This window comes from Azospirillum sp. FG154, from assembly GCF_057809575.1.
Genome location: NZ_JBMDKF010000020.1, coordinates 20,373 through 34,059 on the forward strand (window position 1 = coordinate 20,373; position 13,687 = coordinate 34,059).

Sequence of the window (13,687 nt, forward strand, 5' to 3'; positions counted from 1 at the left end):
ATTTCGCCGTTTCGCCCCTTGCTCCCCCTCTCGGCAGGAGCGGTTGAGCCTGCTACACTGCAACCGTCGCGACGCCTTTCCGACCTCATCAACGGCGTGTGGTCCCTTGCTCTTGCCCGCTTCCGCCCGATCGGCGCCTTCGCTGGATGATGCTCAGAACCGCTTGTCGGTCCTGTTGGAGCATATGGATGAGGGCGTTGTCATGGTGGCCGCCGACCTGACGATTTTGGCGCTCAACGGGCCGCTGCTGGATTTGTATGGGCTGCCGCCGGACAGCGCGGCGGTTGGTGATTTTTTTGATTTTCTTCGGTGTCTGGCCGAGCGTGGCGAGTTTGGCCCGGGCGACGCCGCCGCGATTGTCGCCGAACAGTTGGAACTCGCCCGTTGCGCCGACCGCGCCCGGCATGAACACCGGCGCCCGGACGGTCGCATCCTGGAAATACGCACGCGCGCCCTGCCGGGGGGCGGCTTTGTCCGCACCCACATCGACATCACCGAGCGCAAGCGTGGCGAGAACGAGTTGGCCGACAAACGGGAAACGCTGCGGCTGATTCTTGATAATATTGGTCAGGGATTTATCTTGTATGATCGGGATCTCCGAGCGATCACATACAACAAAAAATTGTTGGAACTTGTGGATATACCTGAAGATTTGGCGGAAAACTTTAAAACGATGGAGGAAAGCACTCGGTTTCAGCTTGAAAGTGGTCGGCTTTTCCTTCCGGCGGATGCGCCAAATTTTGGCGATGACATCGACGCAAAGCTCAAATACGTGATGGACAGGACGGCCCGTCCGAACCGCGAGTGCGTTTATGTCCGCCCCCAGCATGATGGCCGCATCCTGGAGGTTCGCGTCGTTCCGCAACCGGACGGCGGGCAACTCCGCACCTTCACCGACATCACCAAATGGGTGACGGCCGATCAGGCGGTGCGCCAAAGCCGGGAAATCCTGACCGGCGTGATCGATTCGATGCCCGCGCTGATTGATGTGCGGGATCGCGATGGCGTCATTCTGCTGACCAACCGTTATTTCCGTGAGATCCATGGCGCTTCGCCAACGGTTCCCGACCGTGGCCCGGCGGTGGATCGGGCTGAAAGCCTGAACCGTTTGGTGATCGAAAGCGGCCAGGGCGTTCCCTTTTTCGAGGAAAGCGGCCAGGACGCCAAGGGACGGCGGCGGGATTGGCTGACCACCAAAATGCCTCTGACCGACGAAGCGGGGGAGGTGACGCACATCGTCACCGTGGCGCTGGACGTCACCGCGCGCAAGCGGGCGGAGGAGGAGTTGCGGGACGCCCAGGCCAGCCTGATTCAGGCGGAAAAGATGGCGTCGCTGGCGCAACTGGTCGCCGGGGTGGCGCATGAGGTCAACACCCCCATCGGCGTGACCCTGACCGCCATTTCCCATCTGGACGAGGAGGTGGCGAAAATCCGCGCGCTGTTTGACGGCAACCGGGTGAAGCGCAGCGATTTCCAAAGCTTTTTGGACGTCGCCTGGGAAACCACCCGGATGATTCTGTCGAACATCGAACGGGCGGCCAACTTGATCCAAAGCTTCAAGCAGGTGGCGGTCGATCAGGCCAGCGGCGAACAGCGGGTCTTCGATCTCGCCGCCTATGTGGACGAGGTGCTGCTCAGCCTGCGCCCGCGCCTGCGCAAGACCAGGGTCACGGTGACGACCGACATTCCGCCCGGCCTGGAAATCGACGGCCACCCCGGCTCCTTCGCTCAGGTGCTGTCCAATCTGGTCATCAACGCCTTGGTTCACGCCTATGACGAAGGGCAGGAGGGGCGTATCCGCCTGATCGCGGAGGAGGCGCCGACGGGGTGGGTGACGATGCGCTACAGCGACGACGGCAAGGGCATTCCGCCGGACATCCGCAACCGGGTCTTCGACCCATTTTTCACCACGAAGCGTGGTTTGGGGGCCAGCGGGCTGGGCCTGAGCATCTGCGCCAACATCATGGCGACCACGATGAAGGGATCCATCGCTCTGGACAGCGCGGACGGGCCGGGAACCGGCTTTTTGCTGCGCTTTCCCATGGGGGCCAAAGACGCTTGACGCCGCCGGTCGTCGATCAACCAGGGGCGTCGATCAACCAGGGGCGTCCTGCAACCGGCGGCGTCTTGCTCGTTTAGTCTTGCGGGCGTTTCGTTCAGGGGACGTCGGCGACCTGGAAACCCTTCCAATAGGGGTCGCGGTCGTCCACGAAGATGGTGTTGTAGCCGGTGACGCGCGCCCAGCCTTCAATCGACGGGATGATCGCGGGAAGGCCGCCGACCTCGGTCGTTCCCTCGACCCGCCCGATGAATTTCGACGCGATGATGCTTTCGTGGACGAAATCCTCGCCCTGTTTCAAGCGGCCCAGCGCGTGCAACTGCGCCATCCGCGCCGATGTGCCGGTGCCGCAGGGGGAACGGTCGATGGCCTTGTCGCCGTAGAACACGGCGTTGCGGGCCGAGCCGTCGGGCGTCGTCGGCTTGCCGGTCCACAGCACATGGGTCAAGCGGTTCAGCGCCGGGTTGGTCGGGTGGACGATGCTGTGCCGGGCGTTGAAGGCGGCGCGCAGCTTGGGCGAAAAATCGAGGATCTGCGAGGGTTGCAGATCGGCGAGGTCGGCGTAACCGGCCTGCGGCTCGACGATCGCGTAGAAATTCCCGCCAAAGGCGACGTCCACCGTGATCGGCCCCAGACCGGGAACCTCGACCTCATAGCCCCGCCCCAGCAGGAAAGAGGGAACGTTGGTCAGCCGGACGCTGTCCACATAGGGGCCGTTCTGGACGTAACGCGCCTCCACCAACCCCGCCGGGGTGTCGAGCCGCAACAGGCCCGGCGTCTTCGGCGTCACCAGCCCATGTTCGATGATGGTGGTGACGGTGCCGATGGTGCCATGCCCGCACATCGGCAGGCAGCCCGACGTTTCGATGAACAGAATGCCGACGTCGCAATCCTCCCGCGTCGGCGGGTAGAGGATGGAGCCGGACATCATGTCGTGGCCGCGCGGCTCGAACATCAAGGACAGGCGGATCCAGTCATGCTCGGCCAGAAATTCCTGGCGGCGCTCGAACATGGTGGCGCCCTTCAGCATGGGGACGCTGCCGCCGGTGACGACGCGCACCGGGTTGCCGCAGGTGTGACCGTCGATGCAAAAGAAGCTGTGGCGGGCCATGGCGAAATGCCTCTTCAGAAGCGGGTGGGGGCGTAGGGGGCGAGCGGCAGGGCGGGGTTTTTCCCGTCGATCAGCGCGGCGACCAGTTCGGCGGTGACGGCGGCTTGGGTCAGCCCGTAATGGCCATGGCCAAAGGCGTGGATGACGGCGGGCAGGCGGGAGGCCGGGCCGATCACCGGCAGGCTGTCGGGAATCGACGGGCGGAAGCACAGCCGCCGCACCCCCTCCACCGCGCCCAACTCCGGCAGGAACCGGCGCAGCTTGCCCAGCAGCGCGTCCACCCGCGCGTAATTCGGCGGGGCGTCCAGCCCGGCGAACTCCACCGCCCCGCCGATGCGGTCGCCGCTGTCGAGCGGGGAGGTGACGAAGCCATGCCCCTCATACATCACCGGGCGGCTCAGGCCGAGCGCGCCGGGCGCGGCAGTGACGTTGTAGCCGCGTTCGGTGTCGAGCGGCACGGCGTCGCCGACCGTCGCCGCCAGCGGCTTGGACCAGGCGCCCAGCGCCAGCACGGCGCGATCCGCCGTGATCGACACCCCGCCGTCGCACCGCGCGGTCACGCGGCCCGAGGCGTCTTCAAATCCCTGAATTTGGGCGTTCACCAGCCGGGCGCCGCGCTCCAACGCCAATTTGCCCAGCGTTTCGGTCAACTGCGCCGGGTCGGCGACGTGCGGGCCGTCGGGGTAGAGCGCCCCGCCGACGATGGTTCCCGCCGCCGCCGCGCGGGCGAAGGCCGGTTCCAGCGCGGCGACCTGCGCGGCGGACAGGATGTCCACCGACACGCCGAAGCCGCGTTGCCGTTCGGCCAGGGCCGGGAAACGGGCGAAGGCGGCGGGATCGCTCCACACCGACAATTGCCCGCGCGGGCGCAGCAGCCCGCCGAGATCCAGCGCGTCGAGCCGCCGCCGCCACGCGGGCAGGGAGGCCCCGTTCAGCGCGGCGATGGCCAGAGTCGAGGCTTCGATCCGGCGCGGGGTGGAGGCGGCGGCGAAACGCAGCATCCAGGGCAGGATGCGGGGCGCGTAGGACGGGCGGATGGTCAACGGCCCCAGCGGGTCGGCCAGCCAGCGCGGCAGATTGCGCCACGCCTTCGGCCCGGCCAGCGGCAGGATGTCGTTGTGGGCGATCCAACCGGCGTTGCGCCCCGACGCCTCCGCGCCAAAGCCGGTTCGGTCGAGGATCGTCACCGCATGGCCGTTGTCGAGCAGCGCGTGGGCGGCGGCCACGCCGATGATTCCCCCGCCAACGACCAGGATGCGCATGATGCGGCGACTCTCCTCTCTTGAACTGAACTCTGTTGCGGGCCGAACTCCGCGTCAGGCCGTCATTGGGCCAGCGGCGGCAGGCCGACGTCCGGCAGGGCCGGGCGGGTGGCCAGCGCCTTGCGCACGATGGCCTCCACCTCCTCGCGCTCCGCGCCTTCCAGCGGCAGGCGGGGCGGGCGGGTCAGCAGGCTTCCGCGACCGGCGATGTGCTCGGCCAGCTTGATTCCCTGCACCAGATCGGGGCGGGCGTCCAGATGCAGCAGCGGCATGAACCAATCATAAATCGGCAGAGCTTCGTCCAAACGGCGGTCGCGGGCCAGACGGAACAGCGTCTCGCCTTCGCGCGGGAAGATGTTGGACATGCCGGAAATCCAGCCGACCGCGCCCAACAGCACGCTTTCGACCACCACGTCGTCCAATCCGCACAGCGGGATGAAGCGGTCGCCGGTCATGTTGCGGACGTCCACGATGCGGCGGGTGTCGCCCGAGGATTCCTTGAACGCCACGATGGTGTCCACGTCGGTCAGGCTGGCCAGCATGGTCGGCGTGACGTCGGTGCGGTAGGCGGGCGGGTTGTTGTACAGCATGATCGGCAGATCGGTCGCCGACGCTACGCCCCGGAAATGCACCAGCGTTTCGCGCGGCTTGGCCGGATAGACCATGGCGGGCAGCACCATCAGGCCGTGCGCTCCGGCCTTGGCCGCCATGCGCGCCGTCGTCGCGGCGAATTCGGTGGTGTATTCGGCCACGCCGACGATCACCGGCACGCGGCCCGCCGACACGGCGACCGCCGTTTCGACCAGCTCCTGCTTTTCCGCCATGCTCAGCGCGGTGTTTTCGCCGACCGTGCCGCCGACCACCAGACCCGACACGCCGTCGTCGATCAGCGCGCCAATGACCTTGGCGGTGGCCGCCGCGTCCAGCGAGAAATCATCGCGAAACTGCGTGGTGACGGCGGGGAAAACCCCTTTCCAACGTTGGCGAGGATCCATGGCGGCGTGAACTCCTGTCCGGGGCGATTGTTTGTATCCAATTTGTATATTTGAAATGACCGCGCCGTCAAGCTAAAACGATCAGCATGACGAACGACACCCCCCGGCGCGGCGGCGGCCCGCAGAAAATTTACGACGCGCTGAAGGCCGACATCCTCAACATGACTCTGGACCCCGGCGCCGGGTTGGATGAGACGGAGCTGTCGGCGCGGTTCGGCATGTCGCGCACCCCGGTGCGCGAGGCCCTGCAACGGCTGGTCGCCGAAGGGCTGGCGACGACGCTGCCGAACCGCAACACGGTGGTGACGGTTCTGGATTTCGACGGGGTGCCGCATTATCTCGACGCGCTGACGCTGATGTACCGCGTCACCGGGCGTCTGGCGGCGCTGCGGCGGACGCCGGAGGATCTGGAGCGGATGCGCGCGGCCCAGGCCGATTTCGCCGCCGCCGTCGCCGCGTCCGACGCCATCGCCATGCTGGAGAGCAACCGCAGCTTCCACCTCGCCATCGCGCGGGCGGGGGGCAACCGCTATTACGCCGACCTGTTCGAGCGTCTGCTGAACGACGGCATGCGCCTGCTGCGCCTCTATTACCGCAGCTACCAGGACGCCTTGCCGCAGGAGTTCGTTCACGAACACGACGCGATGATCGCGGTGATCGAGGCGGGCGACGCCGCCGCCGCCGAACGGCAGGGGGCGGAGCACGCCAGCCAGATTGTGGGCCAGTTGCAACGCTTCATCGCCCCGGCGCTGGGGGCGGACATCGGGTTGGAGTGAGCGCGGCGCGGTCGATTCCGATTCGCGGGTTTGACTCGCGGGTTGACGCGCGCGGTATGTGATCCCTTCATAACAGTTACGCATCCGGTCGAAGATCCTGGCAATCTTGTGACGTTTTGCCCGCCCTTCGGACTCGTTCCGCTCTCGGTGGTTGGGGCGAGTGTACGATCTGTGCACGCGACCGCTGTTTTTTCTTGAATGACTGGTCAGGATTGGGCAACGGTCGCCTCGCCCAAAAAAGCAATTTTTGCAAAAAATCACATGGGCGCCCCCCGGTGGAGAGTTTGAGTATGTTGGAACATCTGAGCATCACCAAAAAAATCATGGCCCTGGTGGCCTTGATCCTTCTTTGCACGTTCTCGATCATTTACTACAATATGGTCAATTTGAAGGACGCGATGATTGATGACAGAAAGTCATCTGTTCGGAGTGTTGTCGAAGCAGCGGTCAGCATCGCGAATTACTATCATCGTGAAGCGCAGAGCGGCGTCCTTCCCGAGGCGGAAGCCAAGGAGCGGACCAAGAGCGCGATCCGGGCGTTGCGTTATGGCAAGGGTGACTATTTCTTCGTCTACAACACCAACGGCGTGACCGAGGTCCACGGGACTCGCAAGGAGTTGGAGGGCAAATTCCGTCTGGATGAAAAGGATTCCGACGGTTTTGCCTTTCTGCGGCATCAGATCGCCAACGCGCAGGCGGGTGGGGGCTACACGACCTACCGCTTCACCAAACCGAACGGTGGGACCGCGCTGTTCCAGAAAATTTCCTACGACGCGCTGTTCGCGCCGTGGGACTGGGTCATCGCGTCGGGCGTCTATGTGGACGACATCGACGCGGCCTTTGCGACCGAACTGCAACAGCAATTGATCGTCATCGCCATGGTCGTGGCGGTGATGCTGTTGGCGTCGCTGTATTTGGGCAAGGCGATCACCCGCCCGATCACCGTGCTGGCCACGGCGATGCGCGGACTGGCCGACGGCGATGTCTCGATCCTCATCAACGGCGCGGACCGTCGGGATGAAATCGGCGACATGGCCAAGGCGGTCCAGGTCTTCAAGGACAACAGCCTGGCGATGAGCGCCCTGCGCCAGGACAGCGAGCAGGCCCAGGCCCGCGCCGAACAGGAGCGCCGCCAAGGCATGTTGGCGCTGGCCGATGGCTTTGAAACGCAAATCAAATCCATCGTCGACGGCGTGGCCGCCCAGGCCGGGCGGTTGCGCTCGACCTCCTCGGTTCTGGCCGACATCGCCAACCGCGCCACCGGCCAATCCGACGTCACCTTGCGGGCCGCGTCGGACGCCGGGTCGGGCATCCAGATCGTCGCCGCCGCCGCCGAACAGTTGGCGTCGTCGATTCAGGAAATCAGCGCCGAGGTCACGCGTTCGGCCGATCTCAGCCGCAAGGCGGTGGACGAGACCCGCCGCACCGCCGACATCGTCGATGGGCTGACGGCGGCGGCGAACAAGATCGGCGACGTGGTCAACCTCATCAACGCCATCGCCAGCCAAACCAATCTGCTGGCCCTGAACGCGACCATCGAGGCCGCGCGCGCCGGGGATGCGGGCAAGGGCTTCGCCGTCGTCGCCAACGAGGTGAAGGCGTTGGCCGGTCAAACCGCCAAGGCGACCGAGGAAATCAGCGCCCAGATCGGGACCATTCAATCCGCCACACGGTCGGTGGTCGGCGCCATCGACGGCATCAGCGGATCCATCACCAGCGTCAACCAGACCGCCACCACCATCGCCTCGGCGGTGGAGGAGCAGGGTGCGGCCACCCGCGAAATCGCCCGCAACGTCCAACAGGCCTCCCACGGCGCGCAAGAGGTGGTCAGCAACGTGTCGGGGATGCAGAAGATGGCCGGGGAAACCGGCGCCGGCGCGGCGCAGGTCCAGGCCGCCGCCGCCGACCTGCTCGCCCAATCCGAAGCCCTGACCGGGCAGATGGACCGCTTCATCAGCGGCATCCGCGCGGGGTGACGTGGCCGCTCAAGGATCGACGACCACCCATTGGGCCAAGGCGCGAGTCTTGGCCCAATGGGTTTTTCCCGATAAGGGGTTCGTCGTGGGTTACGCCGTCGGCGGGTTGACCGGGTTGGGCAGCAGACCGGGGAACAGGTCATTGATGAGCAGAACGATCACCTCCTGCCAGAAGCTGGTCTGGTCATCGTGGATGGCCGACACCCCCATCAGGTCAAAGTAGGCGCCGACATGCTGTTCGATCAGCGTGCTGACGAAGCCGATGATGGTGGCGATGTCGGCGTTCACCGTGGCGCCCGGCAATTCGATGTTTTGAATTGGCGTGTAGGTGACGCCCGCCTTGGCCGCGTGGTTGACCGCCGCGTTGACCAAAGCCGGGATGGTTTCCGCAGCCCCCAGGATCAAATGGCCGTAGATGCAGGGCTTGACCAGTTGCAGCGCGTTGGGCGGTGGCGCGACGTATGTCGGGAAGCTGTCGCCTTGCAGATGATCCCAGGCGTGCGGAACCACGTCGTAGCTGTTCCACAGATCGTTGTTGAAGGTGTTGGGCAGGGTTGTGCTGTTTGGATCGACGTAGGTCGGGAAGACGGTGTTGAAGGCGGTGGCGAAGACGCCATCCCCCGGTGTCGCCCCAGCGGTCGGAAGGACCAGAACCCGTCGCCAGACCGCTTGCGCGGCCTTTGACGGGTATAGGCTGAGGGCCAGGGCCGGAGAGAGCGCGCCGCCCAGGCTGTGGCCGGTGAAAATCAACGTCGCGTCGGTCGAGGCCACGCTGGCCAGATAGCTTTGCAGCGTGACGCCGATTTCGGGAATGGTGGGGCCGCCTTCCGGCGCGGCCTGTGGCTTCAGGTTTTGCAGAATGGTGATGCCCAGCTTTGTCCCCGCCGAAATGTCGCCGTAGCTGATGGACGAGTCCAAGGGCGACCCAACCGGGTTGAACGAGACCGTGCTGTCGGTCTGGAAATCCTCGTTCACCCAGTCATACACCGATTGCGGATTGGTGGCGGCGATGGCGACGACGTAGGTGTCGCTGGTGGCGTTGTGCGCGACGAGGATCGCGTTGTCGGCAATCCCGGTGCTGCTCTTGGGCATCAGGATTCCAGATTCGCTGACCAGACTGTTGCCGCTGTCCCCCGCGGTGAACACGGCAGGCCCCCAGGCAATCGACCAGTCTGGCGCATAGGCGGCGTAGGTCGACAGTTTGTCCGTGAAATTCGTGTGGAGGATCCCGCCCAGGGCGGACGGGGTGCTGCCCTTCGTCTTGGCCGCGGTGTTGGACCACATGGACAGCGAAAACACTTGCTGAAGCAGGGGAAACGGCGTGGTTGTGGGCATGGCGTGCTTCTCCCGGATGATCTGGCGTGGCCGTGTGCGGCCTTGCCATTTTTCAACGGAGTTAAAAGCTACGAAAGATAATCACGAATTATTAGGGGAAAACGATGGGCGCTTGAATTGGATTCAATTGAAATAAGATAAGGCGACGCCACAAACAGAGGTCTGATTCCGATCAGGAAATCAACCCAAAATAGAAATTCTTCGTGTTTGCGCCGCGATATTGTTGTCGGGTCAATTCACGAAAAAATGGGGCGGAGGATGGGTCTCCTCCGCCCCGCTGCGCTGTGTTCAGGTGATGAAATTACTCCGCCGCCAGCGCCGGGGCCTTCGCCGGGTTGCGGAAGGCGTCCAGCAGTTTGGCTTCCTTGGCCTTGGCGGCGGCGACGTTGCGGGCCTTGATTGGGCCGTAGCCGCGCATTTCCATCGGCAGGGCGGCGATTTCCAGGGCCAGGGCCAGCGTGTCGCGGGTCAGGCTGTGCAGGATTTCGCCCATCACCGCTTCGTAATCGGCGATCAGTTGGCGTTCCTGGCGGCGCTCCTCGGTGCGGCCGAAGGGGTCGAAGCGGGTGCCGCGCAGGCGCTTGCCCTTGGCCAGCAGGCGCAGGACCGGCAGCATCCAGGGGCCGAAGGTCTTCTTCTTCGGCTCGCCGCCATCCTCGCCGACCTCGCCCAGCGCCGGGGGGGCCATGTGGAAGGTCAGCTTCCAGTCGCCCTCGAACTGGCGCTGGACGCTTTCCAGGAAACCGCTGTCGGTGTAGAGGCGGGCGACCTCATACTCGTCCTTGTAGGCCAGCAGCTTGAAATGGGCGCGGGCGACGGCTTCGGTCAGGGCGGTGGAGCCGGGGATTTTCTGCCCCTCGACCCGGCGGGTCCAATCGACCAGCGCGTGGTAACGGGCGGCGTAGGCGCTGTCCTGATAGTCGGTCAGGAAGCGGGTGCGCCGCTCGACGATGTCCTCTAGGCTGTCGGACAGACGGCGCTGGTCGAGCAGGAGGGAGGCGGCGCCGACCTCCACCGGGGCGGGCGGGGCGGCGGCGGCCTCGACGGCGGGCAGATCGACGGCGGCGCGGCGGCCCCACTGGAAGGCGTCGAGATTCAGCGTGATCGACACGCCGTTCAACTCGATGGCTTTGAGGATCGAGGCCTCGGTCAGCGGGATCAGCCCCTTTTGCCAAGCGTAGCCCATCAGGATGGGGTTGGCGTACACGCTGTCGCCCAACAGGCCGGTGGCGAGCTTCGAGGCGTCCAGCGCGTCGACCATGGCGTCGCCGCCGCAGGCCTTGCGGATGTCGCCGACCAGATCGCGGACGGGAATCACCATGTCCGGCTTTTTGATGAAATCGGCGGTGATGGCGTCGTGGGTGTTGACCACGGCGCGGGTGTGGCCCGCCCGCATTTTCGACAGCCCGTCGCCCGCCGCCGCGACGACGATGTCGCAGCCCAGAACCGCGTCGGCCCCGCCCGCCGCGATGCGCACGGAATGGATGTCGTCCGGCGTCTGGCCGATGCGGATGTGGCTGGTGACGGCGCCGCCCTTTTGCGCCAGCCCGGTCATGTCGAGCACGCCGACGCCCTTGCCCTCGATGTGCGCGGCCATGCCGAGCAGCGCGCCGATGGTGACGACGCCGGTGCCGCCGACGCCGGTGACATACAGGCCCCAGGTCTTGTCAAAAATTGGCAGGGTCGGGGTGGGCAACGGCGCGCTGTCCAGCGCCTTGGCGGCGGCGGGCTTGGGCTTGCGCAGCTTGCCGCCTTCCACCGTGACGAAGCTGGGGCAGAAGCCCTTGGTGCAGGAGAAATCCTTGTTGCAGGAGGATTGATCGATCTGGCGCTTGCGCCCGAACTCGGTCTCCAACGGGATCACCGAGACGCAGGAGGATTTGGTCGAGCAATCGCCGCAGCCTTCGCAGACCAATTCGTTGATGACCACGCGCTTGGCCGGATCGACCATCTTGCCGCGCTTGCGGCGGCGGCGCTTTTCGGTGGCGCAGGTCTGATCGTAAATCAGGATGCTGGTGCCGCCGACCTCGCGCAGTTCCTTTTGCACGCGGTCCAGATCGTCGCGGTGCTCCACCGCCGTGAATTGCGGCAGGCCGCTGTTGATCCCGTATTTTTCCGGCTCGTCGGTGACGACGGCGATGCGGGTCACGCCCTCCGCCCGCAGGGTCTGGGCGATGGATTGGACGGTCTGCGTGCCGTCAAAGGGCTGGCCGCCGGTCATGGCGACGGCGTCGTTGAACAGGATCTTGTAGGTGATGTTCACCTTGGCGGCGATGGCCTGACGGATCGCCAGGATGCCGGAATGGAAATAGGTGCCGTCGCCCAGATTGGCGAAGATGTGGGTTTCGTCGGTGAAGGGGGCTTGGCCGACCCACGGCACGCCCTCGCCGCCCATCTGGGTGAAGGTGTCGGTCTTGCGGTCCAGCCAGGTCGCCATGTAATGGCAACCGATGCCGCCCAGCGCCCGGCTGCCTTCCGGCACCACGGTGGAGGTGTTGTGCGGGCAGCCCGAACAGAAGGTCGGCTTGCGCACGACGCGGGCGACATGAGCCTTTTGCCGCTCCTGCGCGTCGAGGAAGGCGATGCGGCGGGCGAGGTTTTCATTGTCGATGAAGCGCTGCAAGCGCCGCCCGATCACCACGGCGATCTGGGCGGGGGACAACTCGCCCGCGCTGGGCAGAATCCATTCCCCGGCCTCGTCGAACTTGCCGACGACCTTCGGGCGGACGTCGGGGTTCCAGTTGTAAAGCTGCTCCTTGAGCTGGTTTTCAATGACCGCGCGCTTTTCCTCGACGACGACGATCTCCTCCAGCCCTTCGGCGAAATGGCGGACGCCGTCGCGTTCCAGCGGCCAGGGCATGCCGACCTTGTAGACGGTGATGCCCCAATCCGCCGCCATCTCCTCCGTGATCCCGAGTTCGTCCAAGGCTTGGCGAACGTCCAGATAGCTTTTGCCGGTGGTGACGATGCCGAAACGCGGGCGCGGGCTGGACATCACCACCTGATCCAGCTTGTTGGCGCGGGCGAAGGCGAGCGCGGCGTAAAGCTTGTGCTTCATCAGCCGGTGTTCCTGCTCCAGCGGCGGATCGGGCCAACGGATGTTCAGGCCCCCGGCGGGCATGGGGAAATCGGCGGGGATGATCGGGCTGACGCGCTGCGGGTCGATGTACACCGACGCAGAGGTGTCCACCGTTTCGGCGATCGTCTTCATGGCGATCCAACAGCCGGAAAAACGGCTCATCTGCCAGCCGATCAGGCCGTAATCCAAAATCTCCTGCACGCCCGACGGATTCAGCACCGGAATCATCGCGTGCATGTAGGCGTGTTCGGACTGGTGCGGGAAGGTCGAGGATTTGGAATTGTGGTCGTCGCCGGTCAGAACCAGCACGCCGCCGTTCTTCGAGGTTCCCGCCGCGTTGGCGTGCTTGAAGACGTCGCCGGAGCGGTCGACGCCCGGCCCCTTGCCGTACCACATGGCGAAGACGCCGTCGTATTTGGCGCCCTTGAACATGCCGACCTGCTGGCTGCCCCAAACGGCGGTGGCGCCCAGCTCCTCATTCACGCCGGGCTGGAATTGGATGTGGTTCTTTTCCAGGAATTTGCGGGCGTTCCACAAATTCTGATCGAACCCGCCCAGCGGCGAACCGCGATAACCCGAAATAAAACAGCCGGTGTTCAGCCCGGCCAACAGATCCCGTTGGCGCTGCATCATCGGCAGACGCACCAACGCTTGGGTGCCGGTGAGGTAAACGCGCCCCTGTTCGAGCGCGTATTTGTCGTCAAGCGACACGTTTGCCAATGACACAGGCGCCAGAGCCATCGTCCCCATCCCTTCCAAGCGTCGGCGACCGGGCTTTATTGCTGGGCCGCCCTTTTGTTCGACCGGCAAAAAGGTAATGAAGGCTGTCGTATGTGTCCACGCCCCAAAGGGACCGATCCGCAAAAAGCAAGGAACATCCGGCAACCAAGGGTCTTCCGTAACGGACCGTATGGAAACGCCTGCCTTGCGGACATTACCGCTCGGTTGTCGGTTTCCGTGGGCGGCCCGAAGAGGAATATGGAGGGTGACTCGGACAATTGGGAGGGGCGGCGGAAACGGGCGTCATTCAATCAGAAAAGACTGATGAATATGGACGATGCCGCTGGCGACGCCTATCTTCTGTTGTGAGATTT

At 64.8% G+C, this 13,687-nt stretch carries 8 protein-coding genes; 3 read left to right on the forward strand and 5 right to left on the reverse strand.

Annotated features, from left to right (window positions below; translation table 11 throughout):
* Positions 1 to 202 precede the first annotated feature (202 nt).
* Complete coding sequence (locus tag ACODS4_RS20285) at positions 203 to 2,062, forward strand: PAS-domain containing protein (protein WP_488866893.1); 1,860 nt, start codon at positions 203 to 205, stop codon at positions 2,060 to 2,062.
* A 94-nt stretch (positions 2,063 to 2,156) separates the two neighbouring features.
* Here the strand turns inward: ACODS4_RS20285 and ACODS4_RS20290 are convergent, their stop codons facing one another.
* The 3 genes from ACODS4_RS20290 to ACODS4_RS20300 all read right to left on the reverse strand — a co-directional run bounded on the left by ACODS4_RS20290 (position 2,157) and on the right by ACODS4_RS20300 (position 5,427).
* Entirely contained in the window at positions 2,157 to 3,170 is a 1,014-nt protein-coding gene (locus tag ACODS4_RS20290; RefSeq protein ID WP_488866895.1) for a 4-hydroxyproline epimerase, read from the reverse strand.
* A 14-nt stretch (positions 3,171 to 3,184) separates the two neighbouring features.
* Complete coding sequence (locus ACODS4_RS20295; protein ID WP_488866897.1) at positions 3,185 to 4,432, reverse strand: NAD(P)/FAD-dependent oxidoreductase; 1,248 nt, start codon at positions 4,430 to 4,432, stop codon at positions 3,185 to 3,187.
* A 62-nt stretch (positions 4,433 to 4,494) separates the two neighbouring features.
* Positions 4,495 to 5,427 (reverse strand): dihydrodipicolinate synthase family protein, encoded by a 933-nt coding sequence (locus tag ACODS4_RS20300; RefSeq protein ID WP_488866899.1) that lies wholly within the window; start codon positions 5,425 to 5,427, stop codon positions 4,495 to 4,497.
* Positions 5,428 to 5,513: 86 nt separating this feature from the next.
* Here ACODS4_RS20300 and ACODS4_RS20305 point away from each other — a divergent pair, with 86 nt between their 5' ends.
* The gene (locus tag ACODS4_RS20305) at positions 5,514 to 6,203 is read left to right on the forward strand and encodes a GntR family transcriptional regulator (protein WP_488866901.1); all 690 of its coding nucleotides are present in this window, start codon (positions 5,514 to 5,516) and stop codon (positions 6,201 to 6,203) included.
* 290 nt (positions 6,204 to 6,493) lie between these two features.
* Entirely contained in the window at positions 6,494 to 8,179 is a 1,686-nt protein-coding gene (locus tag ACODS4_RS20310) for a methyl-accepting chemotaxis protein (RefSeq protein WP_488866903.1), read from the forward strand.
* 90 nt (positions 8,180 to 8,269) lie between these two features.
* On the opposite strand, the gene ACODS4_RS20315 is transcribed toward ACODS4_RS20310, so the two are convergent.
* Entirely contained in the window at positions 8,270 to 9,514 is a 1,245-nt protein-coding gene (locus tag ACODS4_RS20315; protein WP_488866905.1) for a lipase family protein, read from the reverse strand.
* A 301-nt stretch (positions 9,515 to 9,815) separates the two neighbouring features.
* On the reverse strand, positions 9,816 to 13,334 hold the full coding sequence (locus tag ACODS4_RS20320; protein ID WP_488866907.1) for an indolepyruvate ferredoxin oxidoreductase family protein: 3,519 nt from the start codon (positions 13,332 to 13,334) through the stop codon (positions 9,816 to 9,818).
* Positions 13,335 to 13,687 lie beyond the last annotated feature (353 nt).